General features: G+C 67.7%; 26 protein-coding genes. 14 read left to right on the forward strand and 12 right to left on the reverse strand.

Features of this window, described 5'->3' with window-relative positions:
• Positions 1-207: 207 nt before the first annotated feature.
• Positions 208-1137 carry an oxygenase MpaB family protein gene (locus M1L61_RS02280; protein ID WP_248854259.1) on the forward strand — a complete coding sequence of 310 codons (930 nt, stop codon included), beginning with the start codon at positions 208-210 and terminating at the stop codon, positions 1135-1137.
• Between the two features lie 111 nt (positions 1138-1248).
• On the opposite strand, the gene M1L61_RS02285 is transcribed toward M1L61_RS02280, so the two are convergent.
• Complete coding sequence (locus tag M1L61_RS02285; RefSeq protein WP_248854260.1) at positions 1249-1836, reverse strand: TetR/AcrR family transcriptional regulator; 588 nt, start codon at positions 1834-1836, stop codon at positions 1249-1251.
• A 133-nt stretch (positions 1837-1969) separates the two neighbouring features.
• Here M1L61_RS02285 and M1L61_RS02290 point away from each other — a divergent pair, with 133 nt between their 5' ends.
• Together M1L61_RS02290 and M1L61_RS02295 are read left to right on the forward strand one after the other, a co-directional pair.
• A complete protein-coding gene (locus M1L61_RS02290; protein ID WP_248854261.1) occupies positions 1970-3184 on the forward strand; it encodes an MFS transporter in 1215 nt (404 codons plus the stop codon).
• The gene (locus M1L61_RS02295) at positions 3181-4353 is read left to right on the forward strand and encodes an MFS transporter (RefSeq protein WP_248854262.1); all 1173 of its coding nucleotides are present in this window, start codon (positions 3181-3183) and stop codon (positions 4351-4353) included. Before M1L61_RS02290 ends, M1L61_RS02295 begins: the two co-directional genes overlap by 4 nt.
• 151 nt (positions 4354-4504) lie before the next feature.
• On the opposite strand, the gene M1L61_RS02300 is transcribed toward M1L61_RS02295, so the two are convergent.
• Positions 4505-6616, reverse strand: coding sequence for a M13 family metallopeptidase (locus M1L61_RS02300; protein WP_143994832.1), 2112 nt, complete (start codon positions 6614-6616; stop codon positions 4505-4507).
• A 176-nt stretch (positions 6617-6792) separates the two neighbouring features.
• Here M1L61_RS02300 and M1L61_RS02305 point away from each other — a divergent pair, with 176 nt between their 5' ends.
• Positions 6793-9855, forward strand: coding sequence for an EAL domain-containing protein (locus tag M1L61_RS02305; RefSeq protein ID WP_053443784.1), 3063 nt, complete (start codon positions 6793-6795; stop codon positions 9853-9855).
• A 47-nt stretch (positions 9856-9902) separates the two neighbouring features.
• Here the strand turns inward: M1L61_RS02305 and M1L61_RS02310 are convergent, their stop codons facing one another.
• Complete coding sequence (locus M1L61_RS02310) at positions 9903-10784, reverse strand: LysR family transcriptional regulator (protein WP_019336404.1); 882 nt, start codon at positions 10782-10784, stop codon at positions 9903-9905.
• Positions 10785-10880: 96 nt separating this feature from the next.
• On the opposite strand from M1L61_RS02310, the gene M1L61_RS02315 reads away from it, so the two are divergent.
• The 3 genes from M1L61_RS02315 to M1L61_RS02325 all read left to right on the forward strand — a co-directional run bounded on the left by M1L61_RS02315 (position 10881) and on the right by M1L61_RS02325 (position 13878).
• Positions 10881-11291 carry a DoxX family protein gene (locus M1L61_RS02315; protein ID WP_010484130.1) on the forward strand — a complete coding sequence of 137 codons (411 nt, stop codon included), beginning with the start codon at positions 10881-10883 and terminating at the stop codon, positions 11289-11291.
• A gap of 31 nt (positions 11292-11322) precedes the next feature.
• Entirely contained in the window at positions 11323-12111 is a 789-nt protein-coding gene (locus M1L61_RS02320; protein WP_248854263.1) for a class III extradiol ring-cleavage dioxygenase, read from the forward strand.
• Positions 12112-12228: 117 nt separating this feature from the next.
• Positions 12229-13878: a Na+/H+ antiporter gene (locus tag M1L61_RS02325; protein WP_010484128.1), complete on the forward strand. Its 1650-nt coding sequence runs from the start codon at positions 12229-12231 to the stop codon at positions 13876-13878.
• A 44-nt stretch (positions 13879-13922) separates the two neighbouring features.
• On the opposite strand, the gene M1L61_RS02330 is transcribed toward M1L61_RS02325, so the two are convergent.
• On the reverse strand, positions 13923-14171 hold the full coding sequence (locus tag M1L61_RS02330) for a DUF3297 family protein (RefSeq protein ID WP_010484127.1): 249 nt from the start codon (positions 14169-14171) through the stop codon (positions 13923-13925).
• 90 nt (positions 14172-14261) lie between these two features.
• On the opposite strand from M1L61_RS02330, the gene M1L61_RS02335 reads away from it, so the two are divergent.
• Positions 14262-14804 (forward strand): hypothetical protein, encoded by a 543-nt coding sequence (locus M1L61_RS02335; protein ID WP_010484126.1) that lies wholly within the window; start codon positions 14262-14264, stop codon positions 14802-14804.
• A 91-nt stretch (positions 14805-14895) separates the two neighbouring features.
• Here the strand turns inward: M1L61_RS02335 and M1L61_RS02340 are convergent, their stop codons facing one another.
• The 5 genes from M1L61_RS02340 to msrB all read right to left on the reverse strand — a co-directional run bounded on the left by M1L61_RS02340 (position 14896) and on the right by msrB (position 18126).
• Positions 14896-15171 carry a DUF4031 domain-containing protein gene (locus tag M1L61_RS02340; protein ID WP_134959172.1) on the reverse strand — a complete coding sequence of 92 codons (276 nt, stop codon included), beginning with the start codon at positions 15169-15171 and terminating at the stop codon, positions 14896-14898.
• A gap of 13 nt (positions 15172-15184) precedes the next feature.
• Complete coding sequence (locus M1L61_RS02345) at positions 15185-15673, reverse strand: hypothetical protein (protein WP_248854264.1); 489 nt, start codon at positions 15671-15673, stop codon at positions 15185-15187.
• 97 nt (positions 15674-15770) lie between these two features.
• Positions 15771-16709, reverse strand: coding sequence for a flagellar motor protein MotB (gene motB, locus M1L61_RS02350; protein WP_143993796.1), 939 nt, complete (start codon positions 16707-16709; stop codon positions 15771-15773).
• Between the two features lie 3 nt (positions 16710-16712).
• Positions 16713-17567 carry a flagellar motor stator protein MotA gene (motA, locus tag M1L61_RS02355; RefSeq protein WP_053442467.1) on the reverse strand — a complete coding sequence of 285 codons (855 nt, stop codon included), beginning with the start codon at positions 17565-17567 and terminating at the stop codon, positions 16713-16715.
• Positions 17568-17658: 91 nt separating this feature from the next.
• Positions 17659-18126: a peptide-methionine (R)-S-oxide reductase MsrB gene (gene msrB, locus M1L61_RS02360; RefSeq protein ID WP_010484122.1), complete on the reverse strand. Its 468-nt coding sequence runs from the start codon at positions 18124-18126 to the stop codon at positions 17659-17661.
• A 140-nt stretch (positions 18127-18266) separates the two neighbouring features.
• Here msrB and M1L61_RS02365 point away from each other — a divergent pair, with 140 nt between their 5' ends.
• Together M1L61_RS02365 and M1L61_RS02370 are read left to right on the forward strand one after the other, a co-directional pair.
• Positions 18267-18644 carry a hypothetical protein gene (locus tag M1L61_RS02365; RefSeq protein WP_019337991.1) on the forward strand — a complete coding sequence of 126 codons (378 nt, stop codon included), beginning with the start codon at positions 18267-18269 and terminating at the stop codon, positions 18642-18644.
• 143 nt (positions 18645-18787) lie between these two features.
• Positions 18788-18970 carry a hypothetical protein gene (locus M1L61_RS02370; RefSeq protein ID WP_010484120.1) on the forward strand — a complete coding sequence of 61 codons (183 nt, stop codon included), beginning with the start codon at positions 18788-18790 and terminating at the stop codon, positions 18968-18970.
• Between the two features lie 56 nt (positions 18971-19026).
• Here the strand turns inward: M1L61_RS02370 and M1L61_RS02375 are convergent, their stop codons facing one another.
• The gene (locus tag M1L61_RS02375) at positions 19027-19506 is read right to left on the reverse strand and encodes a winged helix-turn-helix transcriptional regulator (RefSeq protein ID WP_005407919.1); all 480 of its coding nucleotides are present in this window, start codon (positions 19504-19506) and stop codon (positions 19027-19029) included.
• A gap of 149 nt (positions 19507-19655) precedes the next feature.
• On the opposite strand from M1L61_RS02375, the gene M1L61_RS02380 reads away from it, so the two are divergent.
• Both M1L61_RS02380 and alr read left to right on the forward strand, forming a co-directional pair.
• Positions 19656-20960, forward strand: coding sequence for a D-amino acid dehydrogenase (locus M1L61_RS02380; RefSeq protein ID WP_032128742.1), 1305 nt, complete (start codon positions 19656-19658; stop codon positions 20958-20960).
• Entirely contained in the window at positions 20939-22006 is a 1068-nt protein-coding gene (gene alr / locus M1L61_RS02385) for an alanine racemase (protein WP_010484118.1), read from the forward strand. Before M1L61_RS02380 ends, alr begins: the two co-directional genes overlap by 22 nt.
• Positions 22007-22095: 89 nt before the next feature.
• Here the strand turns inward: alr and M1L61_RS02390 are convergent, their stop codons facing one another.
• The gene (locus M1L61_RS02390) at positions 22096-22659 is read right to left on the reverse strand and encodes a DUF3016 domain-containing protein (RefSeq protein WP_010484117.1); all 564 of its coding nucleotides are present in this window, start codon (positions 22657-22659) and stop codon (positions 22096-22098) included.
• A 245-nt stretch (positions 22660-22904) separates the two neighbouring features.
• Between M1L61_RS02390 and M1L61_RS02395 the strand changes: the two genes are divergently transcribed.
• Together M1L61_RS02395 and M1L61_RS02400 are read left to right on the forward strand one after the other, a co-directional pair.
• Entirely contained in the window at positions 22905-24893 is a 1989-nt protein-coding gene (locus M1L61_RS02395) for an ATP-binding protein (protein WP_043398895.1), read from the forward strand.
• 43 nt (positions 24894-24936) lie between these two features.
• Positions 24937-25230, forward strand: a complete 294-nt coding sequence (locus tag M1L61_RS02400; RefSeq protein ID WP_010484115.1) for a DUF3247 family protein — start codon at positions 24937-24939, stop codon at positions 25228-25230.
• A 70-nt stretch (positions 25231-25300) separates the two neighbouring features.
• On the opposite strand, the gene M1L61_RS02405 is transcribed toward M1L61_RS02400, so the two are convergent.
• Positions 25301-25564, reverse strand: a complete 264-nt coding sequence (locus M1L61_RS02405) for a hypothetical protein (protein WP_005407925.1) — start codon at positions 25562-25564, stop codon at positions 25301-25303.
• Positions 25565-25716: the final 152 nt, after the last annotated feature.

Below are 25716 nucleotides of genomic sequence, written 5' to 3' on the forward strand. Positions count from 1 at the left end.
CGCAAGGGTTTGACCGGTGGGAGTGAAAATTGATGCGATGCAGCATCGCAGTCACGGCCTGCGACAGGATGTCGCAGGGTGAAACGTGCTGCGACCGCACATGAAACCGTCGCTGAGCGGGGAGGCTCGCCGCCGGAGGCGTGATCGCCGAGAATCGGAGCCAACCGCGCAAGACGCGACTGTTCTTCCGCCTCTCCTGGACCTGTGATGCCGGCTTTGCTGCAGCGACTCTCCCGCCCCGTCACGGCGCCGATCCGACGCTGGGTACTGGACGCCTTCCCGCGCGGCCAGAGTGGTATCGACTACGACCATCCGCAGGGCGATCCGGGCTGGTTCGGCCCGGACAGCGTCACCTGGCGGCTACACGCCGAATTTCCCTCGATGCTCGCCGGTGGCCTGTGCGCGCTGATGCTGCAGACCCTGCACCCACGCGCGCTGGCCGGGGTCTATGACCACTCCAATTTCCGCCAGGACCTGGTGGGTCGGCTGCGCCGCACCACGGCCTTCGTTGCCGGCACCAGCTATGCGCCCAGCGGCGAGGTGGAGGCGCTGGTGGCCAGGGTGCGCCGCATCCATGCGCAGATCCGCGGCCAGACCGCGCAGGGCGAGCCCTACGCCGCCGACGATCCGCAGTTGCTGACCTGGGTGCACGTGACCGAAGCCTTCGGTTTCCTGCAGGGGTTCCGACGCTACGGGCGCGAGGTGCCGGCGCACATCGCCGATCGCTATTACGACGAGTACCGTTGCGTGGCCGAGGCACTGGGCGCGGTGGATGTACCGCGCAGTGAGGCAGAAGTGGCGGCGTACTTCTGCGCGCGGCAACCGGAACTGCGCGTGGATGAGCGCTCGCGCGAAGTGCTGGAGGTCTTGTCCGGCGTGCGCCTGCCGGTACCGGTGCCGGGGCTGTCGCGCGAAGTGTTCCTGGGTGCAGGCGCGGCGCTGCTGCCGGACTGGGCCGAGGGCATGCTGGAACGCAATGGTCGCCAGCGTGCGCAGGCAGCAGCTTCAGCGAAGTTGATGCAGGGCATGGCGCCGCTGTTCCGCCGCGCGCTGCCCGACGGCCTCGCCAGCCGCGCCTGCACGCGCATGGGCGTGCCGGTGGACGTCCTGCGTGAGTGGCCCACCGTTACCTGGTAGGTGCCAACCTTGGTTGGCACGCATTTCGCGCGGTGCCGCAGAAGCGCCAACCAAGGTTGGCATCTACCCGAGCGGATTCCGCGGTAGATCCACGCCACGCGTGGATGCGCTTCACCCGGCCGACTTCAATCCACGCAACAGCATCTCAAGCGCCGCCGTCGCCTGCCGCAGGCGCGTGTCGCCATCTTCGCCGTCGGCGATCCAGAACGCGGCCTCGGCCAGGCTGCCGTAGATCAGCGACGCCAGCGCCTGCGCATCCACCGGCGCCACCACGCCCTGCGCAACCAGAAGTTCGATCAGGTGCTGCATCGAGTGCACGCAGTGGCGCTGCGATTCCGGTGAGGCGCCACCCAGCACCGCGCGCGCATCGCGCAGCACGATGCGCTGGATCTCCGGTTCCAGCGCCATCTCAAGATAGGCACGACACCGCTGCACGAAACCCTCCCAGGCATCGTCGGCGGTATCACTGATCGCCTGCAGGCGCTGGTCGGTCTCGGCATCCAGCTGGGCGACCACCGCTGCCAGCAGGCCCTTCTTGTCGCCGAAGTGGTGGTACAGCGCGCCACGGGTCAGCCCGGCCTGGGCGGTCAGGTCGTCCATCGAGGTGGCGGCATAGCCATGCGTGCTGAACACCCAGCGGGCGGTGGCCAGCAGGGTGGCGCGGGTTTCTTCCATCTCGGCGCGGGTGCGACGAACCATCCGGAGCTCCTTACAGACACAGTGCATGATTATTTACATACAGCGCGTATGAATGTAGCCTCTTATTCATACGCTCTGTATGTATTGTCGTGGCGCGCCGTGCGCTAGGCAAGTCGCTGCCCTGGAGATCCTGATGGCCACGCCCTATCGCGACCTGTTCGCGGCCCCCGGCACCGCCGGCCTCGCCCTGGCCGGGTTGCTGGCACGCCTGCCGCTGCCGATGACCGGTATCGGCATCATCACCCTGCTGTCCCAGCTGCGCGGCAGCTATGCACTGGCTGGTGCGGTGTCGGCCACGTTCGTGCTGACCTACGCGCTGCTGTCACCGCAGGTGTCGCGCTGGGTTGACCACCGGGGCCAGGGCAGGGTGCTGCCGTGGGCCACGGCGGCCAGTGCGGCGGGGCTGCTGTTGCTGCTCGCGTGCACGCTGCTGGCCGCGCCGGACTGGACGCTGTTCATTGCGGCGATGCTGGCCGGCTGCATGCCCAGCGTGTCGGCGATGGTGCGCGCGCGCTGGACCGCGATCCATCGCGGCCGCCCGCAGCTGCAGACCGCGTATTCGCTGGAGACCGTGTTCGACGAGGTGACCTTCATCGCCGGGCCACCGCTGTCGGTGGGATTGTCGGTTGCGGTGTGGCCGCAGGCGGGCGTGCTGGCGGCAGCATTGCTGCTGGTGATTGGAGTGGCCGCACTGGTAATGCAGCGTGGCACCGAGCCGCCGCTGCAGCACCGCGAAGGTGACGTACCCTCGCGTTCGTTGCTACGGCAGCCGGAGATCCGCTTGCTGGCGTTGCTGATGCTGGCGATGGGCGTGATTGTCGGCACCGTCGACATCACCAGCGTGGCGTTCGCCGAAGAGCGGGGCAAGCCGCTTGCCGCCAGCGCGGTGCTGTCGGCCTATGCGCTGGGCAGCTGCACAGCGGGCCTGCTGTTCGGTGCACTGAAGCTGCAGGCACCGTTGCCGCGCCTGTTGCTGGCCGGCGCAGCGGCCACCGCACTGGCCACGTTGCCGTTGCTGTGGGTGGGCAACCTGCCTGCACTGGCCGTTGCCGTGCTGCTGGCCGGGGTGTTCTTCGCGCCGACGATGATCGTGGCGATGTCGCTGGTCGAACAGCACGTGCCCGAATCGCGCCTGACCGAGGGCATGACCTGGTTGCTGGCCGGATTGAACATCGGCGTGGCGCTGGGCGCGGCGCTGTCCGGACAGAGCGTTGATGCAGGGGGCGTGCGCAGCGGCTTTGTCGTTGCGCTGCTCGCAGGCGGTGCCGTGCTGCTGTTCGCCATGCTCGCGCAACGTGCACTGCGCCCGTCCGCCGCGTCCACATCCCCTGAAGGAATCATCCCGTGAGCGCTTCCTCGCCTGCGCACGCCGCGTCTGTGCCCCGCCATCCGTGGTGGGCAGTTTCCGCCGTCGGCCTCGCCACCTTCTCGGTGGTCACCACCGAAATGCTGCCGGTGGGCCTGCTGACCCCTATCGCCGAAGATCTCGGCGCGTCCACTGGTACCGCCGGTCTGATGATCTCGCTGCCGGCCCTGCTGGCGGCAGTGTTCGCACCGCTGGTGGTGATCGCAGCCGGTGGCATCGATCGCCGTCGCATCCTGTGCGCGCTGCTCGCGCTTCTGCTGGTCGCCAACCTTGCGTCGGCACTGGCACCGGGCATCGGCTGGCTGTTGGCCGCGCGCGTGCTGGTGGGGTTCTGCATGGGCGGCATCTGGGCCATCGCCGGTGGGCTGGCCGCGCGACTGGTGCCGGCTCACCGCACCGGCATGGCCACCTCGATCATCTTCGGTGGCGTGGCCGCCGCTTCGGTGCTGGGCGTGCCGCTGGGCGCGCTGATCGGGGATGCATTGGGCTGGCGCAGCGCGTTCGTGGCGATGGCGTTGTTCAGTGCGGCGGTGATGCTGCTGCATCTGCGGGTGGTGCCTGCGTTGCCTGTCAGTACATCGGTGCGGCTGCGGCAGTTCGTGCAGCAGCTTGGCCAGCGCGACCTGCGGCGTGGCCTGTGGCTGACCGTGCTGCTGGTGTCCGGTCACTTCATCGCCTTCACCTATGTGCGGCCGCTGCTGACGTCCGTCTCCAGCGTGGATGCGTCGTGGATCGGTGCACTGCTGTTTGCCTACGGCCTGGCCGGCATCGCCGGCAACTTCATCGCTGGGCCACTGGCAGCACGCCATCCACGTGGCACGGTGCTGGCGATCGCATCGGGCCTGCTGCTGACGCCGCTGTTGTTCCTGTGGGTGGGAAACACACCGTCCGCTGGCATCGCGGTGCTGCTGCTGTGGGGCCTGGCCTATGGCGGTGTATCGGTGGGCCTGATGAGCTGGATGTTGAAAGCGGCGCCGCAGGCCGTGGAGATCGCCACCGCGCTGTATGTGGGGGTGTTCAACACCGGCATCGCGCTCGGGGCGTGGGGCGGTGGACGGCTGCTCGATGGCATCGGGCTGCACGCCACGCTGTGGGCTGCGGCGATGTTGGCGGGGAGTGCTCTGCTGATGGTTGCCACCACCCGCAGGTAGATCCGCGCCGTGCCAACCAAGGTTGGCACCCACCGGAGCGGGGCATGTGCCGACCAAGGTTGGCACCCACCAGAGCCGCGGCATGTGCCGACCCAGGTTGGCCGCTACCGGGAAATGAAACGGGCGCCTTGTGGCGCCCGTTCCGGTCACATCACCACACCTTGACCCGCTTGTCCGGGGCCAGGTACAGCTTCTGGCCTTCCTTCACTTCAAACGCCGGGTACCAGGCGTCGATGTTGCGCACGGTGAGAGCGCGGAACTGGCCCGGTGCATGCACATCGGTCAGCAGCGAGTTGCGCAGCGCCTGTTCGCGGCTCTTGCTGCGCCACGCCTGGGCGAAGCCGAGGAAGAAGCGCTGGTCCGGGGTAAAGCCTTCCAGGGTCTGGCCCGGCTTGCCCTGCAGCGACAGCTGGTAGGCATCGTAGGCGGTGCCCAGGCCGGCCACGTCGGCGATGTTCTCGCCCAGGGTCAGCTTGCCGTTCACATGCACGCCCGGGAACGGCTCGTAGCTGCTGAACTGCGCGGCCAGCGCATCACCGGCGGCGTTGAACTGCTTCAGGTCCTCGGCGGTCCACCAGTTGTGCAGCTTGCCGGTTTCGTCGAACAGCGCGCCGGCGTTGTCGAAGCCGTGGCTGATCTCGTGGCCGATCACTGCGCCGATCGCACCGTAGTTCACCGCGTCGTCGGCGGCACCGTCGAAGAACGGCGGCTGCAGGATCGCGGCCGGGAACACCAGGCGGTTCTCCAGCGGCACGTTCATCGCGTTGATGGTCTGCGGCAGCATCGCCCACTCGCTGTGGTCGACTGCCTTGCCCAGCTTGGCGATGTTGCGCTGGTACTCGAACAGTTCGGCGCGCTGCGCATTGCCCAGCGCGTCATCACGGCGGATCTCCAGGCCAGTGTAATCACGCCACTTTTCCGGGTAGCCCATGCCCACGGTCAGGCCGGCCACCTTGGCCTTGGCGCTGGCCTTGGTCTGCGGCGACATCCACGCGAGCGCATCGATGCGCTTGGCGAAGGCGGCGATGATGTTCTTCGCCATCTCGTCCGCGCGTTCCTTGGTCCTGGCGTCGAAGTGCTTCTCGACGTAACGCTTGCCGATCGCTTCGCCGACGGCATGGTTGGCGTCGTCCACCGCACGCTTCCAGCGGTCGCTCTGCTGCGGCGTGCCGCTCAGCGCGGTGCCGTGGAAGGCGAAGCGGGCATCGGCGAACTTCTTCGGCAGGTAGGCAGCGGCGCGGTCCAGCGCGTGGAAGGCCAGGTAGTCCTTCCAGGCATCCAGCGGCTCGGTGGCGACCAGCTTGGACAGGCCGGCCACGGCCTTGGGCTGCCAGACGATGAAGTCCTGCTGCTTGCCCAGTGCGGCCGCGTCGAGGAAGGCGCTCCAGTCCATGCCCGGCGCCTTCGCATTGAAGTCGGCCTGGGTCCACGGATTGGCACCCTTGGTCACGTCATTGGTTTCTTCCTGGGTGGCGTGCGCCTGCGCGATCTTCGTTTCCAGCGCGAGAATGCGCTGTGCCTTGCCCGCCGGATCGGCGACGCCGGCCAGCTGCAGCATCTGTGCGATGTAGGCCTGGTACTGCTTGCGCAGCTCGGCCATGCGGCCACCGCCCAGGTAGAAGTCGCGGTCGGGCATGCCCAGGCCGCCCTGCACCAGGTACGGCGCGGTGCGGTCCGGCTGCAGCAGGTCCACCGACACCCACAGGCCGAACAGGCGGTCGGTGTAGAAGTTGGTGGCATTGAGCAGGTCGACGTCGGCGCGCAGGTCGCCGCCCAGGGCACGGGCCAGGCCGGCCTTGTCGGCGATCGCGTCGATCGCCTTCAGCTGCGGCTGTACCGGCGCAATGCCGTGCTGCTCGATGCCGGCCTCGTCCATGTAAGCAGCGTAGTAGTCGCCGATCAGCTTGTCGTCACCGCTGGCCTGGGTGTTGCCGGCGGCGCCCTCCAGAATGGCGCGGGTGTCGGCCAGGGTCTTCTCGGCGATGACGTTGAAGCTGCCGAAGCGCGAGCGGTCGGCCGGGATCTCGGTGTTCTTCACCCAGGTGCCGTTGGCGAAGCCGAAGAAGTCATCACCGGGGGCAATGCTGCGGTCCATGCCGCTGGCATCGAAGCCGAAGCTGCCCAGCATCGGCTTGGCCGCAGCGGGCGCAGCTTCGGCGGGCTTGGCGTTGCCAGCGGCCGGATCGGCCGGGCGGTCGCAGGCGGCCAGGGTCAGGCTGGCAACAATGGCCAGTGCCAGGGTGGGACGGCGCAGCTTGGACATGGACTTCTCTTGCAGCGGAAAACCCCAAGTCTAATCCGCTCCGCCCCGGCTGGCCCTCCCGTTGTGGCACCTGCCCTGTGCGGGATCTGGCTGAACGCGCGGAAGCGATCTTCACGCCGTCACCGGGGTGGTGCATGCTGGGCCCGGGAACCCTGCGCGGGCACGGGGAGGTGGCCATGCGGGGTGGGGTCAGGCGTCAAGAATGGCGTCCGCCGGCCGTTGAGGTCGGGGACGTGGAGGATTCGTTCGCGCATGAAGCCAGCCGACTGCACAAGGAAGACCGACCGATGCCGGCGCTGAAGCGGGCGTTGGCCCGGCCGCTGCGCGCCATTACCTGGGGCGGGGTGTTGCTGGGCATTCTGTTGGTGGCCGGGTTGGCCACCATGCTGGCCAACGACCATCACCGCCGGCTGGAGGCCGCACAGCGGCAGAGCCGGGCGCTGGCGGTGGGCAGCGAGCGCCTGCTGGCGCTGGAACTGCGCAACCTGGAGCGGGCCATGTCCGGCATCGCCGCCGACGCCGTTGAAGTGTTCCGCAGTGTGCCCGCGCAGGCGCCGGCGCTGCTGGATGCCTCCATCGGCGGCGTGCTGCGCCGGCATGCCGAGCTGCACAGCATCGTGGTGCTGGACAGCTATGGCCGCGCCCTTACGGCCGGCAACGGGGACCTGAACCTGCCGTTATGGACCGATCCGCAGCGCCGCGGCCTGGGCAGTTCGCTGTACATCGGCCCGCCGCAGCGGGCCAGCGACGGTGGCTGGGTGGTCCCGCTGGCGCTGCCGATGGCCGATGAACGCTGGCTGCTGGCGCGGCTGCGCTGTGGCGAACTGCAGCGCATCGTCGGCGGGCTCGATGTTGGCCCGAACGGACTGGTCTCGATCAGCGATGCCGAGGGCTACATGCTGGCCCGCGTACCCGATCCGCATGGCACGGTGGGCCGTCGCTACGATCTCCCGCGCCGCGACCTGCTCGGCAAGCAGGCGGTGGTCGAACTGGGCAGCATGCCGGGTGTGGTCGACGGCGTACCGCGCATCATGACCATCAGCACGCTGGAACACAGCCCGCTGGCGGTGCAGGTCGGCCTGGCCGACGAAGACGTACTGGCGCCGTGGTGGCCGTACCTGCAGGCGTCGGTGGCGATCGTACTGGCTTACATCGCGGTGTTGCTGGTGCTGCTGTACGCCGTGCGGCGCAGCACCCGCAGCCAGCAGGCGATGGCCGAGGAGCTGAAAACAGGCCACGCCGAGCTGCGTCTTGCGCACCAGGTCGGTCGTGTCTGTACCTGGTACGTGGATGAGGACGCCGCATTGCTGCGCTGGTCGCCGCTGGCGCGCGAGATCTTTGGCGTGCAGACCGATGCGCTGCCGGTGGCCGATTTCTTCGCACGCGTGCACCGCGACGATGCCGCGCGCCTGCAGCATGCCTTTGACCAGGCATTCGCCGGCGGCGCCGTGCTCGACCAGGTGTTCCGCTTGGTATTGCCCGGGGGCGAGGTGCGCTGGGTGGGCGCGCGTGGGCAGCGGGTGGAAGTGGCCGACAGCGAGCGGCGCATGATCGGCGCGCTGACCGACCTGAGCGAGCGTTACCAGGCGCGCGAGCAGGTGAGCGAAGTGGAACGGCGCTTCCGGCTGCTGTTCGACCGCAATCCTGCACCGTTCTGGGTGTTCGACCCGGATACGCTGCGCTTCATCGAGGTCAACGACGCTGCGGTGCGCCAGTACGGCTACAGCCGCGACGAGTTCCTGGCGATGAGCATCCTCGACATCCGCCCGCGCGAAGGCTGGGACGAAGTGCGTGGTGCCATCCAGCGCGCACAGGTGGGCGATCCTCCGGACGCGACCGTGCGCCTGCACCGGCGCAAGGATGGCAGCGTGTTCGAGGTGCGCGCACACCTGTCCAAACTCGATTTCGACGGACAGCCGGCGTGCCTCGTGCTGGCCGAGGATGTCAGCGAACGGCTGGCCTACGAGCGTGACCTGGCCTATCGGGCACGGCACAACCCGGCCACTGGCCTGCTCAACGTGCGCGCCCTGACCGAACAGCTGGATGAGCAGGAACAGAGTTACACCATCGCCTTCGTGCAGTTGCGTGGCCTGCAGCTGGTGGCCGATACGCTGGGCCGTGAGATCGGCGATGCGGTGCTGCAGTCGATGGCGACCCGGCTCGGTGGACTGGGCGCGCGTTGCGGCACGCTGGCATTCCAGCCGGCGGAAGACTTCGTGTTCGCGATCGGGGCCGAGCACGATACCCCGCGCGTGCTGGACGACCTGCTGCAGATCGTGTCGGCGCCGATGCGTGGCAAGGATTCGCTGCACCAGTTCGAACCGCGCATCGGTGTGGCCGTGCACACTGCCGGTGACGGCCACAGTGCCGAGCAGGTGATCGGCATGGCCGCGCAGGCCGCGCACGCGGCACGCGCCGAGGGCAACGTGGTGGTCTGGTTCGATGCGGCGGTGACCACACGGCTGGCCGACCGGCTGCGCCTGGCCGGGCGCATCCATGCCGCCATCGACAACGAATTCCAGCTCTATTTCCAGCCGATCCGGCATGCCAGCGATGGCACCCCGGCCGCCTTGGAGGCGCTGCTGCGCTGGCCGCAGGCCGACGGCAGCTTCATCCCGCCCAACGAGTTCATCCAGCTGTGCGAGGAGACCGGGCTGATCCTCGCGCTGGGCCGCTGGGTGATCCGCGCGGCGGCGAAAGCGCAGCGCCGGCTGGTCGAGGCCGGTTGGGGCGAGCTGCCGATCGCGGTCAATGTATCGGCGGTGCAGTTCTTCAACAGCGACCTGGTGGCCGAATTCACCCGTGCGCAGCAGGACTTCGGCCTGGCCCGCGGTGCCCTGCACGTGGAGCTGACCGAGAGCAGCCTGATGCGCAAGCCGGCGCAGGCGATGCAGACCATGCAGCGCCTGCACGAGCAGGGCATCAGCGTGTCGCTGGATGATTTCGGCACCGGCTATTCCAGCATGTCCTACCTGCAGCACCTGCCGCTGGACATCCTGAAGATCGACCGCAGCTTCGTCGCCGACGTGGAAACCAATCCGCGCAATGCCTCGATCTGCCGCGCGCTGTTGTCGCTGGGCCACAGCATGGGCCTGACCATCATCGCCGAGGGCGTGGAAACGCCGGGGCAGCTGGACTGGCTGGCCGCGCACGGCTGCGACCAGGTGCAGGGTTACCTGCTGGGGCGGCCGGCACCGCTGGAACGGATCATCGATGCGCTGGACGAAGTCGCTGCCTGAGCGGATCTCGGATTTGCCGGTCGCTGGCCGGCAAACACCAGACTCGTCTACACCCCGCTTTCCACCAGATGATCGATGAAACTGCGCACCTTCGGTGCCAGGTGGCTGCGGCTGGTGTAGACCGCGAAGATGCCGATCGGCGAGGCCTCCCACTCCGGCAGGATGCGCACCAGGCGACCATCGGCCAGCGCGTCTTCCAGCAGGAAATCCGGCTGCAGGATCACGCCCATGCCAGCAATCGCGGCTTCGCGCAGCACGTCGCCGTTGTTGGCGTGCAGCAGGCTGTTCACCGCCACCTTCACCTCACCGCCGGGCCCCTGCAGCGGCCAGTTGTTGCCGGCGGCCCAGTAGCTGTAGCCCAGGCACGCGTGTGCCTGCAGGTCCTGCGGGGTCTGCGGGGTGCCGCGTGCGGCCAGGTAGGCCGGCGCGGCGCACAGGCTCACCCGCGATTCGCCCAGGCGGCGTGCGATCAGGGTAGGGCCCGGCTCGCGGGTGATGCGGATGGCCACGTCGTAGCCTTCCTCGACCATGTCCACGAGGCGGTCGGACAGGGCCAGGTCCAGTTCCACCTGCGGGAAGCGTTCGCGGTAGCTGGCCAGCAGCGGGCCGAGTCGGGCGATGCCCCAGCTGACCGGTGCGTTGATGCGCAGCGTGCCCGAGGGCTCCAGCGCCTGCGCACCGATGCTGGCCTCCAGCGCGTCGAACTCGGCCAACAGGCGCACACATTGGGCGTAGTAGGCGGCGCCGGCACTGGTCGGGCTGACCCGGCGCGTGGTGCGGTGGAGCAGGCGGGTGGACAGGCGCTTTTCCAGCGCGGCGACCTGGCGGGTGACGCCGGCGGTGGACATGTCCAGAGCCTGGGCGGCGGCGCTGAAGCCATTGCGCTCGACCACCGCCACGAACACGCGCATCGCCTCGAGGGTATCCATTGTTGCGCCTTTTGAAATAAATACGGTCAATCGATCGTATTTATCAGTCCGTGAAGGCGCAATAACCTGTGCCCACTCCCTTCAAGGTGCTTTGCCATGCACACCACGACCGCTCCTGTTTCGCCGCTGGCGCCGTATGGCGCCACCCTGCTGCGCCTGGCCCTGGGCGTGCTGTTCCTGGCCCATGCGCTGACCAAGCTGCTGGTATTCACCCCGGCCGGCACGGCGGCGTACTTCGAGTCGCTGGGCCTGCCCGGCGTGCTCGGCTACCTCACCATCGGCGTCGAGCTGGTGATCACTGTCGCGCTGCTGCTGGGCGTCTATGCGCGCTGGGTGGGCCTGGTCGGCGTACCGCTGCTGCTGGGCACCATCGTCACCGTGCACGGCGCCAACGGTTTCGGTTTCGCCAATGCCGGCGGCGGCTGGGAATACCCGGCGTTCTGGGCGCTGGCGCTGGTGGTGCTGTTCCTGGTCGGCGATGGCAAGTGGACCCTGCGTTCGCGCTGATCGCCGCCTGATCCTGCAACTGGAGCATTCCATGTCCCGCCTGCCTTCGCTGTACATCTCCCATGGTTCGCCGATGACTGCCCTGCATCCGGGCCAGGTCGGTGTGCGCCTGGCCGAGCTGGCGCGCGACCTGCCGACGCCGCGTGCCATCGTGATGGCCTCGGCGCACTGGCTGGGCCGGCAACCGCTGGTCGGCGCGCATCCGCAGCCGCCCACCATCCACGACTTCGGTGGCTTCCCGCGCGCGCTGTTCGAACTGCAGTACCCGGCGCCGGGCGATCCGGCGCTGGCCGAAGAAGTGGCCGGCCGCATCGCCGCCGCCGGCCTGCCGGTGGCGCTCGACCCGCAGCGCGGCCTCGACCATGGCGCGTGGGTGCCGCTGCGGTTGCTGCGCCCGCAGGCCGACATTCCCGTGGTGCCGCTGTCGATCCAGCCGCTTCTCGGCCCCGAGCATCAGTTCGCGCTGGGCCGCGCGCTGGCGCCGCTGCGCGAACAGGGCGTGCTGCTGGTCGGCTCCGGCAGCATCACCCACAATCTGCACGACTGGGGCGACTACCAGGACGGCAAGGAAGCGCCGTACGTGCGCCCCTTCATCGAGTGGGTGGAGCAGCGCCTGGCCGCTGATGACCGCCAGGCGCTGTTCGACTATCGCCGGCAGGCGCCGTTCGCCAAGCGCGCGCACCCGACCGACGAGCACCTGCTGCCGCTGTTCTTCGCGATGGGCGCGGCCGGCGAGAGCGGCTTCGGTGCACGCCGCATCGACGCCGGCATCGATGCCGGCTTCCTCGCCATGGATCTGTACCGCTTCGACGGGGCATGAGCCGGGGCTGACGCGCGGCGGCCCCGGCCATCGCGGTCGTGGCCGCATGTGGTAGTTTTTTCCGGGTTTCCGGCGCTGGCCTTCGAGCCTCCCCGCGCGCCGCTTCCTGGAAGAAGCATGCATACCATTGAAGTCGTCCTGGCGATGCTGGTGGCCGTTGTCGCCAGCGGCTACCTGGTTCGCGTCCTCCCGTTCTCGTTGCCGCTGCCGCTGGTGCAGATCGGCCTGGGCGCGGTGATCGCCGGGGTGTTCAACCGCGGCCATGCGCTGGAGCCGGAGGTGTTCTTCCTGCTGTTCCTGCCGCCGCTGCTGTTCCTGGATGGCTGGCGCATTCCCAAGCAGGGCCTGTTCCGCGACAAGGGCGCGATCCTCGAGCTGGCCTTCGGCCTGGTGGTGTTCACCGTCATCGGCGCCGGCTTCCTGATCCACTGGCTGATTCCGGTGATGCCGCTGGCGGTGTGCTTCGCGCTGGCGGCGATCGTGTCGCCGACCGATCCTGTGGCAGTGGGTGCGATCGCCTCCAAGGCGCCGATTCCCAAGCGCTTGATGCACATCCTGGAAGGCGAGTCGCTGCTCAACGATGCATCGGGCCTGGTCTGCTTCCGGTTCGCGGTGGCTGCGGTGATGACCGGCACGTTCTCGCTGGCCACGGCCTCGCTGACCTTCGTGTGGGTGGCCGTGGCCGGCCTTGCGGTGGGCGTGGCGGTCACCCTTGGTGTGTCGACCTTCCAGCGCTGGCTGTGGCGCCGCTTCGGCGAAGAGCCGGGCGCGGCGATGCTGGTCAACCTGCTCATTCCGTTCGCGGCCTACCTGCTGGCCGAAGAGATCCACGCCTCCGGCATCCTCGCCGCGGTCGCCGCAGGTATCGCGATGAGCTATGTCGAGCTGACCGGCCGCGTCTCCGGCAGCATGCGCGTGCAGCGTGCCGGGGTCTGGAACATGCTGCAGTTCAGCTTCAACGGCATCATGTTCGTGCTGCTGGGCGAGCAGCTGCCAGGCATCGTCGAACGCGCCACCACCACCATGAACGAGACCGGCCACCAGAGTGCGTGGTGGCTGCTGGTGTATGTGGTGGTGATCAATCTGGCGCTGGTCGTGCTGCGCCTGTTGTGGGTGTGGCTGTCGCTGCGCTGGAACCTGCTGCGCGCGCGCCGTCGCGGCCTGGAGCGGGGCGAGGCACCGAACTGGCGCATCGTGGTGGCGACCTCGGTGGCCGGTGTGCGCGGTGCGATCACCCTGGCCGGCGTGTTGACCCTGCCGCTGTTCCTGCCTGATGGCAGTGCGTTCCCGGCACGTGACCTGGTGATCTTCCTGGCCGCCTCGGTGATCCTGTTCTCGCTGCTCGGCGCCAGCATCGCGCTGCCGCAGCTGCTGAAGGGCCTGCAGCTGCCGGCCGATTCGGGTGAACGCAAGGAAGAGGACCTGGCGCGCCGGCTGTCGTCGAAGGCGGCGCTGGCCGGGGTCGAGCGCATGCGCCAGCAGCTGGTGATGAACCAGAACACCGAGAACGTGCAGCTGTACAACGACGCCGCGTCGCGGGTGAGCCTGCTGTACCAGCGCCACCTGGAGCGCGACAGCGAGGGGCCCGACGTGGACCCGGAGAAGGTGCGGCGCATGGAAATGGGCTACCGCCAGCTGCGCAGCGCCGGCCTCAATGCCGAGCGCGAGGAGCTGTTCCGGTTGACCCGGCGCGGGGTGATCTCCGATGAGATCTCGCGGCGCCTGATCCGCAACCTGGACCTGCTGGAGTCGCGCAAGCGCGAATGACGCCGGATGTAGAGTCGAGCATGGCTCGACTCTACAAAAGCCGGTTACTCCGGCTTCGTGTCCAGGAAATACGCCTCGACCTTGCCTTTGACCTTGATGGTCATCGGGTTGCCGCGGCGGTCGCGGGCCTTGCCGGCCTGCACGCGGATCCAGCCTTCGCTGACCGAGTATTCCTCGACGTTGTCGCGCTCGACGTCGTTGAAACGCACGCCGACGCCGCGCTCCAGCGCCTGCGCATCATGGAAGGGGCTGGCCGGGTTGATCGCCAGGTGGTCGGGAGGGGTATCGCTCATCGCTTCATTCACAGTGACGGCCACCAAGGCCGGCTTCAGCGGCACAGGATAAACCGTAGAATGCCGGCCTGCCCCAGAGGAAGTTCCGCCATGCCCGACAACAGCGACTATTTCGACTTCGAGGAAGACATCCACGACTTCGACGAAGACGGCTTCGAGGCCCGCGTCTGGAACCTGCTGGTGCTGATCAACCCGGGCGACGAAGAGCTGGCCCTGCAGCAGTTCAACCGCTGGCGCGAGCACCTGGCCGAGGACGGGCAGCCGCTGGAGGCAGACAGCGATTGGCTGCCGGCCCTGTTCACGGCCATTGCCTGGCAGTCCGGTTTCGAGGTGGAACGTGATGATCTGGATTCGCTGCAGTCGGCGGTGAACGAGCTGTCGGCGCGCTTCAACCTGCAGCTGGACTGGGGTGGCGACCTGGACGACGAGGATTTCGCCGAAGACCTGGACGGCGTGCAGCTGATGTCCACCGCCTTCGACCGCCTGCGCGAGCACAACTACACGCTGTGGAGCGTGGATGCCGGCAGCGACGGTTTCACCGGCGTGATGGCATTGACCCGCGACGACGACGCGATGCTGGCGCTGTGCTCGCTGCTGAACGTGGAAATCCGCCTGGGCAGCGACCCGTTCTGATCGATGATCCGACCCGCCGGGCATGGCCCGGCGCTACCTGTTCCGCCAGCCCGTGGTAGCGCCGGGCCATGCCCGGCGAGCACACCACGCACTACGGCCGGTACTGCGCCCTGGCGTTGGCAATCACCGCTTTGACCAGGTCACGGTCGGCGTGCCGGGAAATCGCCCGCGCACCGAGCGCGATGGCCTGCGCGCGCAGCTCGGCGGTGACGTCGTAGTGGGCACCGCTGGCCTTGTTCTGGAAGGCCCGCGGGGGAATGCCGAGCTGCGCCGCCATCGCGTGCAGCTCGGCCAGGGTGTCGGCCATCAGGTGCGCCCAGCGCTGTCCGCGCCAGGGATGCACCGCGTCATCGACGTAGACCGTCACCGCCGCGGCCGGTTCAGGCCTGCGGCTTGCTGTCGCTGTCAGCGGCCGGGGTGGCCTCGGCAGCAGCTTCAACCACTTCGCCTTCGGCGGCCTCAGCGGCTTCTTCGCCTTCTTCGGCTTCCACGGTCTCGAACTCGGCGACCAGCTTGTCCAGGTACTCGTCAGCGGTCTGCTCGGATTCGGCTGCCAGGGTGTCCAGCAGCTTCTGCAGCAGCTCGGAGTACTCCAGGTTGACCTTGCGGCCTTCCTTTTCCTGCACGTTGGCCAGGTGCTTGAGCATGGCCAGCATCGGCACCGGGTTCTCGGCGTTGCCCATGGTCTGGCCGCCGATGGCCAGCAGCCACTCACGGCCCTGCAGGCCGATGGCCGCAACCACCTGGCCGTCTTCGTTGGTCAGCACGGCATGGTTCTGCACCTGCTGCTGGGCGTTCAGGCGCAGGAACGGACGCTTGGCCTGCTGCTTCTTGCGCTTGTCGCGCTTGGCCTTGGAGTTCTGGGACATGGGGTGGGGTCACCTGGAAACGGAAAGACCGCCATTGTAGCGGCCGCACGCAGGTGGGGTCAGATCCCTTTCCAGGGGAAAGGGATCTGACCCCGGTTCAGTGCGCCTCACCCTGCGCGGCCTGCACGTCCGGGTCGGCGGTCGGCGCCGACAGCCCCACCTGTGGCCCGGCACCGGCCAGGGCGGCCGCTTCGGCGGCCTGGGTCATCACCACGATGCTGATGCGGCGGTTGATCGGGTTCTGCGGGTCGACCTTGTCGAACAGCACTGACGAAGACAGGCCGACCACGCGGGTGATCTTGCTGTCGTCCAGGCCACCATCGATCAGCGCGCGGCGTGCGGCATTTGCACGGTCGGCGCTCAGTTCCCAGTTGCCATAGCCGCGAGCGACGGAATAGGCGGTGATGTCGGTGTGACCGGTCAGGCTGATCCGGTTCGGCACATGGTTCAGGTACTCGGCCAGCTCGTGCAGGATCTGCTGCGTGTACGGCTTCAGCGTGGCGCTGCCAAGGTCGAACATCGGCCGGTTCTGCTTGTCCACGATCTGGATGCGCAGGCCCTCCGGGGTCAGGTCCAGCAGCAGCTGGTCCTTGAACGGTTCCAGCGCCTGGCTCCTGCTGATCGCTTCCTGCAGCTCCTTCATCAGCTGTTCCAGCTGCTGCTTGTCGCGCTGCTGCTGGTCCACCGGCTGCGGTACTGCTTCCTTCTGGTTCTGGAAGGGATCGTTGCTGTTGCCACGCGAAACGTCGGTGGCACCGCCCAGCTTGATCATCGAGGTGCTGGCGCCGCCCGGGCCGGCCATGCCGGGTGCCGGCGTGGCGTTCTGCCCGCTCAGCGGGCTCGGGTTGCGGAAGTACTCGGAAATGGCAGCACGGTCGTTCTTGTTGGTGGTGGCCATCAGCCACAGCACCAGGAAGAACGCCATCATCGCAGTCACGAAGTCGGCATAGGCCACCTTCCACGAACCGCCATGATGGGCGGCGTGGCCGGCCTTCTTGACCCGGCGGACGATGACGGTGGGCTTGGTCTCGGCCATGGCTTACTTGACCGTCTTCAGGTGCTGCTCGAAATCGGAGAAGGCCGGGCGCACGTTCGACGGCAGCGTCTTGCGGGCGAATTCCAGCGCGATCTTCGGGTTGTAGCCGCGCAGGCAGGCCAGCAGGGCGGTCTTCACCGATTCGTAGATGCGGCTGTCCTGCTCGGCGCGGGCCTCCATCGCGGCTGCCATCGGGCCGACGAAACCGTAGCCCAGCAGGATGCCGAGGAAGGTGCCGACCAGCGCACCGGCGACGTGGCCACCGACCTCGACGATGTCGCCACCGATCGAGCCCATGGTGATGACGATGCCCAGCACCGCCGCCACGATGCCGAAACCGGGCAATCCGTCGGCGACCTTGGTCAGCACCTGCGACGGCGCCATGGCCTCGGCATGGTGCTTTTCCAGCTCCAGTTCCAGCAGCGGCTCCAGCTCGTGCGGCTCGATGTTGCTGCCGATCATCAGGCGCAGGCAGTCGGTGATGAAGTCGATCAGGTGGTGGTCGGCCTGCACCTTGGGGTAGTTGCCGAACAGCGCGCTCTCGGCCGGCCGCTCGACATGGTCTTCCAGCGCCATGAAGCCTTCGCGGCGGGCTTTGTTGAGCAGTTCATAGAGCAGGCTGAGGACGTCGATGTAGTCCTGCTGCTTGTAGCGCGGGCCCTTGAACACGCCGGCCATGGCCTGCAGGGTCTGCTTGACCGTCTTGGCCGGGGTACCGACCAGGAAGGCACCGAGTGCGGCGCCGCCGATGATGACCAGCTCGTAGGGCTGCCAGAGGGCACCCAGGCGGCCGTGGGCACCGAGATAGCCCCCGATCACGCTGATGATGACGACCAGGAATCCAACGATGATGAGCATGGGGCGACGCAAGGAGAGGGGATATCTCCTTGTCGGCCCGTCGCCCGGTTTTCTGAAGAGGGAATTCTGTGAAACCGGTCAGCGGGGTGTTTCAGCCCGCCACGCCGCTTTCCGCGCCGCCACGCTGCAACGGGTCGGGCCAGGGCTCGCCATTGCCGGTGAACGAAAGTGAGACGGAGTTCAGGCAGTGGCGCTCGTAGGTGGGCGGCGGACCGTCCGGGAACACGTGGCCCAGATGGCTGCCGCAGCGCGCGCAGGTGATCTCGGTGCGCACCATGCCGTGGCTGGTATCGCGGATCTCGCGCACGTGCGCCGGGTCGAACGGGGCAAAGAAGCTGGGCCAGCCGGTGCCGGAATCGAACTTGGTGCTGGAGCGGAACAGCGGCAGTGCGCACAGACGGCAGCAGTAGACGCCCTCGCGCTTGTTGTCGAGGAATACGCCGCAGAACGGCGCCTCGGTGCCGTGCTGCAGCAGTACGCGGCGTTCTTCGCCGCTGAGGCCGGCGACCAGCGCCTCGGTCTGGGTGGCGGTGGGGGGCGTCAGGTCGAAGGCGGTCATGGCGGCGCTCCGTGGGGTCGATGGCCTGGGGATGCCGGAAAACGTGGGGGTGCCGGCGCGCGCTTGCAAGTGTGATGGCCGTTCATGGGCGGCACACAGGTGCAGGCGCAAGGTGAATGCGATCCACGCCGGAGCGTGACATGAAACCGAGCCTTCCCCTGCTGTTGATGGGCCTGCTGCCCCTGGTTGCGCAGGCCCAGGTACCGACGTCGTCGAGCCCGACCGCCACCCGCAGTGCCACCACCGTGGCACCGCAACCGGTGGCACCTCCGCCACAGGCTGCCCGCCCGCAGCCGCAGGTGCTGCCGTCGCCGCAGCCGGCACAGCCGATCAAGTCCACCGGCCCCGCCCGGATCGCGCCGGCGCCGGTACCGAAGCCGGCCGACAAGGTCTATGACCGCAATGGCCGCATCGTGCCTGGCGTGCGCCCGGCCGGCCCGAACCGCGTGTTCGACTCGCGTACAGGCCGTTATTACGACAGCGTGCCTGCCGGTGATGGCCAGCAGATCAAGCGCTGACCTATGGGCCAAGCAAGGTTGGCAGCTCCTGCGCGTCGTGCGGGCTGAACGCACGAAAACAGCCTCTTGGCGATCACTGCTTTTTCGCCTGCGGTTAACCGTTCCGGGACCACCGTGCCCCTGCGCTGGCATTCCGCCGCCGCATGTCCTTCGTCCACTGGATCGCGATCATGAAAAACCAGCAGAACCGTCATCCCGGCAAGGAACCGCAGGGCCGCAACCCGCAGCAGCAACAGCAGCAACAACAGCAGCAGATGGAGCCGCAGCCGCACAAGGGCGGCAAGCAGCAGGAACAGCGCTCGCAGAAGCATCCGCAGCAGCGCTGAGGGACTCCGGGGGTCGGATCCCGCACCGCGGGCTCTGACCCCATCCTGCGAGCGCCTCAATCCGGAATCGGCAGGCTCAGCGTTTCCTTCACTTCTTCCATCACGATGTAGCTCTTCGACTCACGTACATGCGGCAGCGTCAGCAACGTGCTGCCGAGCAGCTTGCGGTAGGAGGCCATTTCGCTGATCCGCGCCTTCAGCAGGTAATCGAAGTCGCCCGATACCAGGTGGCACTCCAGCACGTTGGGCAGCTTCAGCGCCGCGCGCCGGAACTCCTCGAAGATGTCGCCGGACTTGTAGGCCAGGCTGATCTCCACGAACACCAGCAGGCTGGCCTTCACCGCGGCCGGGTCGAGGTGGGCGTGGTAGCCGGTGATCACCCCTTCGCGCTCCAATCGACGCACGCGCTCAGTACAGGGCGTGGTCGACAGGCCGACCCGCTCGCCCAGTTCGGTGAAGGAGATACGGCCCTCGGCCTGCAGGATGCGCAGGATCTTGCGGTCGATCTTGTCCAGTTCGCGGGTACGGGTGGCCATGGCCGTCAACCTTGGGGAATGAATTGCAGGAGAACATCCTGCCGGTTGATTTCAAAACAGGCAAATCAACTGGGAATGGCTGTCTATACTTCCCCAATTATGGTCCCGGCACGCTCCAGTGCAGGGAATGATCGGGTTGGAGAAGTCCCATGCGAGTCCTAGTTCTCGGCAGCGGCGTGATCGGCACCACCAGTGCCTGGTACCTGCGACAGGCCGGGTTTGAAGTCACGGTCATCGATCGTCAGCCCGGCCCGGCGCTGGAAACCAGCTTCGCCAATGCTGGCCAGCTGTCGTTTGGCTACACCTCGCCGTGGGCGGCCCCGGGCGTGCCGAAGAAGGCCATCGGCTGGCTGTTCGAGAAGCACGCGCCGCTGGCGATCAAGCCGGGCATGGACCTGGCCCAGTACCGTTGGCTGTGGCAGATGCTGCGCAACTGCACCCATGAGCGCTACGCGATCAACAAGGCGCGCATGGTGCGCATGTCCGAGTACAGCCGCGACTGCCTGAACGAGCTGCGCGCACAGATCGGCATCGAATTCGAAGGCCGCGACCTGGGCACGACCCAGTTGTTCCGCACCCAGCAGCAGCTGGATGCCTCGGCGCAGGACATCGAGATCCTGGCCCAGTACGGCGTGCCGTACGAGGTGCTGGACCGCGCCGGCATCATCCAGGCCGAACCGGCCCTGGCCCACGTCGATGGCCTGGTCGGCGCGCTGCGCCTGCCGCGTGACCAGACCGGCGACTGCCAGCTGTTCACCCGCCGCCTGGCGCAGATGTGCGTGGATGCCGGTGTCGAGTTCCGATTCGACCAGGACATCACCGGCCTGGAGTTCGATGGCGACCGCATCACCGGCGTGCGCATCGACGGCAAGCTGGAAACCGCCGACCGCTTCGTGGTCGCGCTCGGCAGCTATTCGCCGGCGCTGGTCGCATCGCTGGGCATGCGCCTGCCGGTGTACCCGCTTAAGGGCTACTCACTGACCCTGCCGATCACCGACCCGGCGATGGCGCCGACCTCGACCATTCTCGACGAGAGCTACAAGGTGGCGGTGACCCGCTTCGACGACCGTATCCGCGTCGGTGGCATGGCCGAAGTGGCCGGCTTCGACCTGTCGCTGTCGCAGCGCCGCCGCGAAACCCTGGAGCTGGTGGTCAGCGATCTCTACCCGAAGGGCGGCGACCTGTCGCGTGCGCAGTTCTGGACCGGCCTGCGCCCGGCCACGCCGGACGGTACGCCGGTGATCGGCGCCACGCCGTTCCGCAACCTGTACCTCAACACCGGCCACGGCACGCTGGGCTGGACCATGGCCTGCGGCTCGGGTCGCTACCTGGCCGACCTGATGAGCGCGCGCCAGCCGCAGATCAGCACCGAAGGCCTGGATATTTTCCGCTACGGCCAGTACGGTCACGCGCCGCAACAAGAGAACCGCACATGCGTCCTGCCCGCGCGCTGATCGATCTGGGCGCCCTGCGCAGCAACTACCGGCTCGCCCGTGAACTGGGCGGTGGCAAGGCCCTGGCGATCATCAAGGCCGATGCCTATGGGCATGGCGCGGTGCGCTGTGCGCAGGCGCTGGAAGGTGAGGCTGATGGTTTCGGCGTGGCTACCATCGAAGAGGCACTGGAGCTGCGCCAGGCCGGCATCCGTGCGCCGATCCTGCTGCTGGAAGGCATCTTCGAGCCCAGCGACATGGCGCTGGTGGCCGAGCATGACTTCTGGTTCGCCGTCGGTTCGCCGTGGCAACTGGAGGCCGTTGCTGCCTACGACAGCCCGCGCCCGTTGACGGTGTGGCTGAAGCTGGACAGTGGCATGCATCGCCTTGGCCTGGACGTGGACAGCTTCCGTGCCGCGCATGCACGCCTGTCGGCGCTGCCGCAGGTCGAGCGCATCGTGCTGATGACCCACCTGGCGCGCGCCGATGAGCTGGACAGCGAACGCACCCACGAACAGGCTGCGACCTTCGCGCGGGCCATCGACGGCCTGGACGGCGAGACCAGCGTGTGCAACTCGCCGGCGCTGCTGGGCTGGCCGGATGTACGCAGCGACTGGGTGCGCCCGGGCCTGATGCTGTATGGCGCCAATCCGCTGCCGGACAACACGGCACTGACCGAGCGCCTGCGCCCGGTGATGACGATGCAGTCGAAGGTGATCGCCGAGCGCTGGATCGAGGCGGGTGAGCCGGTGGGTTATGGCGCACGCTTCGTGGCCAAGGCACGCACCCGCGTGGGTGTGGTCGCGCTCGGCTATGCCGACGGTTATCCGCAGTTCGCCCCGAATGGCACCCCGGTGCTGATCGACGGCCAGCCCGGTGCGCTGATCGGGCGCGTGTCGATGGACATGCTGACGGTGGACCTGACCGCGCATGCGCAGGCCGGCATCGGCAGCGTGGTGGAACTGTGGGGCAGCGCACCGACGCTGTCCGAACTGGCGCCGCGCTGTGGCGTGAGTGCGTACCAGCTGCCGTGCGCGGTCAAGCGCGTGGCCAAGGTATACGTGTAGAGCCGAGCCCACGCTCGGCTTCGGTAGCGGCCGACCTTGGTCGGCGCCGTGTAATGTGTGTCGACCAAGGTCGACACCTACCGAGTGGCCTAACGCGCAGCGGTGGCCTGGCTGGCCAGCTGGCGCTTCACCCAGTCATCGATCAGGCGCTTCTCGTAGCGCAGCGGATCACTGTCGCTCTTCAGCCCCAGGTTGTGCAGGTAGCCCGTATCACTGAGGCGCGCATCGCCCTCGCTGACGATACGGCCGCTGGCGTCCTTCAACGTGTACTGCAGGCTGATCCGCGGCGGGTAGATGTCGCGCATGATCCGGATGTCGCGGCCACGCGGGCCGTGCCACGGCTCGTAGTCACCGGCACGCTTGATGTCCACCAGGGTCACATCGAGGGTCTGCCCAGGCTGCAGCGGCTTGGCAGCGGTGGTCTGCAGGTAGCGGGCCAGCTGCTGCACCCAGTCACCGCGTTCGGCCTCGAAGCGGTTGGTGCTCTGGCGGATCTCGGTGAATTTGGCCGGATCCTCCCATTTCACGCTGACCGGGCCATCGGCCTGCAACGCGCGCGGCGCGTCCGCATCGGTCACGGTGCGCGGTGCAGCGTTGGCGCCGCCCGCCACCAGGGCGCCTGCCAGCAGGGCAATCGCGAGTGAGCGTTTCATGACGGTCTCCTGCGTCCCCGCGCTGGGGACGATGTTGATCACAGATCGAGTGTGATCCTGTGGCTGGGCCACCGCAATGGCCGATTGCGTCGTGCGCAAGGGTGGTTGCCGCCAATTCATCGACGTCAACCATGACTGACGGCGCTTGACGCTGTGAATACGCGCTTTGGAAGATGCTGTGCTTCCAATCCGGCCTGCACAGACGCCCCTTGTCCACACTGCCGCCCCTCGTGGAGCGCCCACCGATGATGGTGCCAGCGCCCGAACCCGACCTGCATCATGGCGTGCTTGAGCGCATCAACGCCGGTTTCTGCGTGATCCAGGTGCTGTTCGAGGGCGATCGCGCGGTGGACTACCGTTTCATCGAGGTCAACGATGCGTTCGAGCGCCACACCGGCCTGAAGGACGCGCGTGGCCAGCGCATGACGGCGCTGGAACCGGGCCACGAGCAGGACTGGTTCCGCATCTACGGCGAGGTCGCGCGCAGTGGCCGCCCCGCCCAGTTCGAGATGGAAGCGCGTGCGCTGGGCCGCTCGTTCGCGGTTGATGCGGTGCGCGTGGGCCGTCCGGGCGAAGACAAGGTCGGCATCCTGTTCTTCGACATCACCGCACGCAAGCAGATGGAAGTGGAGCTGGGCGAAAGCGAAGCCCGCTTCAGCGCACTGGCCGACGGCCTGCCGATGCCGGTGTGGGTGCTCGACGAGCGCGGCCATGCCCGTTTCGTCAACAGCGCTTTCAGTGAGTTCTTTGGCGGTGACGAAACACGCGTGCCGGAAGATGTCTGGCGCGGCCTGGTGCATCCGGACGATGCATCGGTGTTCGAGTACGAACTGCAGGAAGCACTGAAGGCGCAGCGGTCGATGCATGCGCTGGTGCGGGCCCGACGCGCCGATGGCGAGTGGCGTTGGCTGGAGATGAACGCACGCCCGCGTTTCTCGCGGATGGGCCGCTTCATCGGCCTGGCCGGCAGCAGCCCGGACGTGACCGAACGCCGCGAGATCGAGCTGGCCCGCGAAGAGCTTCTGCAGTCCGAGCGTGCCGCGCGCAGTGCCGCCGAGAACATGGCGCGGTTGAAGGACGAGTTCCTGGCCACGCTGTCGCACGAGCTGCGCACGCCGCTGACCACCATCCTCGGTTGGAGCGAGCTGCTGCTGCAGCGCGTGGACAACACCAGCCCGCTGTACAAGGGCCTGAATGTGATCGCCAACAGCGCCGGTGCGCAGAAGCGGCTGATCTCGGACATGCTCGACCTCAGCAGCATGCTGCTGGGCAAGGTGCAGCTGGAGGTGGAGATACTGGACCTGCGCGACCTGCTGGGCGAAGCCATCGGTGCGCAGGAACTGGTCGCCGAAGGCAAGGCGCTGGACGTGAGTCTGCTGCTGCCGGAGCAGCCCAGCCTGGTGCTGGGCGATGCCACCCGCCTGCAGCAGGTGTTCTGGAACCTGCTGTCGAACGCAATCAAGTTCACCCCGGCCGAAGGCCGCATCGACGTGCAGCTGCAGGCCGACGGCAACCACTGGGTGATCACGGTGCGCGATACCGGTGATGGCATCGCACCGGAGTTCCTCAACCATCTGTTCAGCCGCTTCCGCCAGGCCGATGGCACCACCACCCGACGCCATGGCGGCCTCGGCCTGGGCCTGGCGATCGTGCAGCAGCTGGTCGAACTGCATGGCGGTACCGTCACCGCCGCCAGCGAAGGCCATGGCCACGGCGCCACCTTCACCGTGCGACTGCCGCAGCACATTCCCGATGCCGAGCGACGCCCGCTGCGCGAAGTGATCAGCGGGCCGATCCTGGAGCCGGTGATCGTCGAACCGTACCCGCTGCGTGGCATGCATGTGCTGGCGGTGGAAGACCAGCCGGAAGTGCTGGAGTACCTGCGGCGCATGCTGGAAGAGCAGGGCGCGAGTGTGTCGGCCGCCAGCTCGGCCGGTGAAGCGCTGGCGTTGCTGGCCGATACCGGGCACCTGCAGTACCACGTGATGCTGACCGACATCGGCATGCCGGGCATGGATGGCTATGGTCTGGTGCGCACGCTGCGCGAGGACATGGGCGTGGATGCGATGACCCTGCCGGCGGTTGCCGTGACCGCGCTGGCACGCGCCGATGACCGGCGCCGAGCGCTGGCGTCAGGCTTCCAGGAACATGTCGCCAAACCGTACTCGGTGGCACAGCTGGTGGCTGCGGTACGCAAGGTGCAGGTGCCACGCGCGGACAGCGCGCTGCACTGAGCATTCACGGCCGATCGGCGACCCTGCACGCAGGAGGTCGCCGATGTCCCGTATAGCTCCCCGCATCCATACCGATCCGGCGCAGATCGCGCGCCTGGAAGCCCTGTTGCCGCAGCTGGAAGGCGAAACGCAGGTGCAACTGACCCTGCACGATGGTCGCCGCCTGCTCGGCACCGTGGCGGTGAAACCGACCGTGCAGCAGTACCGCAACGACGCCGGCGACGAAGGCAGCAACGGCCAGTTGCGCCTGGATGACTACGACACGCCGGTGCAGCAGCACCATGTGTGGCTGGACGAGATCGCCAGCGTCAACCGTCTGCCACCCAGGGCGCCTTGATCGGATGTAGAGCCGATCCCACGCTCCGCTGCGCCGTCGCCCGAGCGTGGGCTCGGGCGCTACCGGTGTGTCAGTGCTCGAACAAGGTCGGTGTCGCCTCGAACCGGCGCGCATAGGCGCGTTCTTCCGCCACCCGGGCCACCTCGTCATCGGCCAGGTCCGGTGCGCCGTACACCGCATAGGCCACGCTGCCGTCGGCGCCATGACCGACCTGGTGCAGCCGGTAGCGCGAGTGGCCGCCGCCGGTGTCCTCGGGGTAATGCACGGGCGGATGGCTGCCTTCCAGGTCCATCTCACTGTTGTCGACCACGCCACCGACGAACAAGGCTCGCATGCAGGTTCTCCTGGGTTTCCGGGGGAGCCTCTACCCTGAACGTTTCAATGTTGCTGGCAGATCAAGGCCCCGTTCGGGTTTCGCAAAGCGGCATACCGGGGACGGTCCGGCCAAGCCGGTACAATGGACGGCCCTCACGCTTGAAGTACCCG

The sequence above is a fragment of the Stenotrophomonas sp. NY11291 genome (assembly GCF_023277365.1).
In the GTDB taxonomy this organism is placed as follows: domain Bacteria; phylum Pseudomonadota; class Gammaproteobacteria; order Xanthomonadales; family Xanthomonadaceae; genus Stenotrophomonas; species Stenotrophomonas geniculata.

Coding starts and splice junctions, on each gene's coding strand:
- M1L61_RS02280 (WP_248854259.1), top strand. CDS start 208: ATGCCGGCTTTGCTGCAGCGACTCTCCCGCCCCGTCACGGCGCCGATC.
- M1L61_RS02285 (WP_248854260.1), bottom strand. CDS start 1,836: ATGGTTCGTCGCACCCGCGCCGAGATGGAAGAAACCCGCGCCACCCTG.
- M1L61_RS02290 (WP_248854261.1), top strand. CDS start 1,970: ATGGCCACGCCCTATCGCGACCTGTTCGCGGCCCCCGGCACCGCCGGC.
- M1L61_RS02300 (WP_143994832.1), bottom strand. CDS start 6,616: ATGTCCAAGCTGCGCCGTCCCACCCTGGCACTGGCCATTGTTGCCAGC.
- M1L61_RS02305 (WP_053443784.1), top strand. CDS start 6,793: ATGCGGGGTGGGGTCAGGCGTCAAGAATGGCGTCCGCCGGCCGTTGAG.
- M1L61_RS02310 (WP_019336404.1), bottom strand. CDS start 10,784: ATGGATACCCTCGAGGCGATGCGCGTGTTCGTGGCGGTGGTCGAGCGC.
- M1L61_RS02315 (WP_010484130.1), top strand. CDS start 10,881: ATGCACACCACGACCGCTCCTGTTTCGCCGCTGGCGCCGTATGGCGCC.
- M1L61_RS02320 (WP_248854263.1), top strand. CDS start 11,323: ATGTCCCGCCTGCCTTCGCTGTACATCTCCCATGGTTCGCCGATGACT.
- M1L61_RS02325 (WP_010484128.1), top strand. CDS start 12,229: ATGCATACCATTGAAGTCGTCCTGGCGATGCTGGTGGCCGTTGTCGCC.
- M1L61_RS02330 (WP_010484127.1), bottom strand. CDS start 14,171: ATGAGCGATACCCCTCCCGACCACCTGGCGATCAACCCGGCCAGCCCC.
- M1L61_RS02335 (WP_010484126.1), top strand. CDS start 14,262: ATGCCCGACAACAGCGACTATTTCGACTTCGAGGAAGACATCCACGAC.
- M1L61_RS02345 (WP_248854264.1), bottom strand. CDS start 15,673: ATGTCCCAGAACTCCAAGGCCAAGCGCGACAAGCGCAAGAAGCAGCAG.
- motB (WP_143993796.1), bottom strand. CDS start 16,709: ATGGCCGAGACCAAGCCCACCGTCATCGTCCGCCGGGTCAAGAAGGCC.
- motA (WP_053442467.1), bottom strand. CDS start 17,567: ATGCTCATCATCGTTGGATTCCTGGTCGTCATCATCAGCGTGATCGGG.
- msrB (WP_010484122.1), bottom strand. CDS start 18,126: ATGACCGCCTTCGACCTGACGCCCCCCACCGCCACCCAGACCGAGGCG.
- M1L61_RS02365 (WP_019337991.1), top strand. CDS start 18,267: ATGAAACCGAGCCTTCCCCTGCTGTTGATGGGCCTGCTGCCCCTGGTT.
- M1L61_RS02370 (WP_010484120.1), top strand. CDS start 18,788: ATGTCCTTCGTCCACTGGATCGCGATCATGAAAAACCAGCAGAACCGT.
- M1L61_RS02375 (WP_005407919.1), bottom strand. CDS start 19,506: ATGGCCACCCGTACCCGCGAACTGGACAAGATCGACCGCAAGATCCTG.
- M1L61_RS02380 (WP_032128742.1), top strand. CDS start 19,656: ATGCGAGTCCTAGTTCTCGGCAGCGGCGTGATCGGCACCACCAGTGCC.
- alr (WP_010484118.1), top strand. CDS start 20,939: ATGCGTCCTGCCCGCGCGCTGATCGATCTGGGCGCCCTGCGCAGCAAC.
- M1L61_RS02390 (WP_010484117.1), bottom strand. CDS start 22,659: ATGAAACGCTCACTCGCGATTGCCCTGCTGGCAGGCGCCCTGGTGGCG.
- M1L61_RS02395 (WP_043398895.1), top strand. CDS start 22,905: ATGATGGTGCCAGCGCCCGAACCCGACCTGCATCATGGCGTGCTTGAG.
- M1L61_RS02400 (WP_010484115.1), top strand. CDS start 24,937: ATGTCCCGTATAGCTCCCCGCATCCATACCGATCCGGCGCAGATCGCG.
- M1L61_RS02405 (WP_005407925.1), bottom strand. CDS start 25,564: ATGCGAGCCTTGTTCGTCGGTGGCGTGGTCGACAACAGTGAGATGGAC.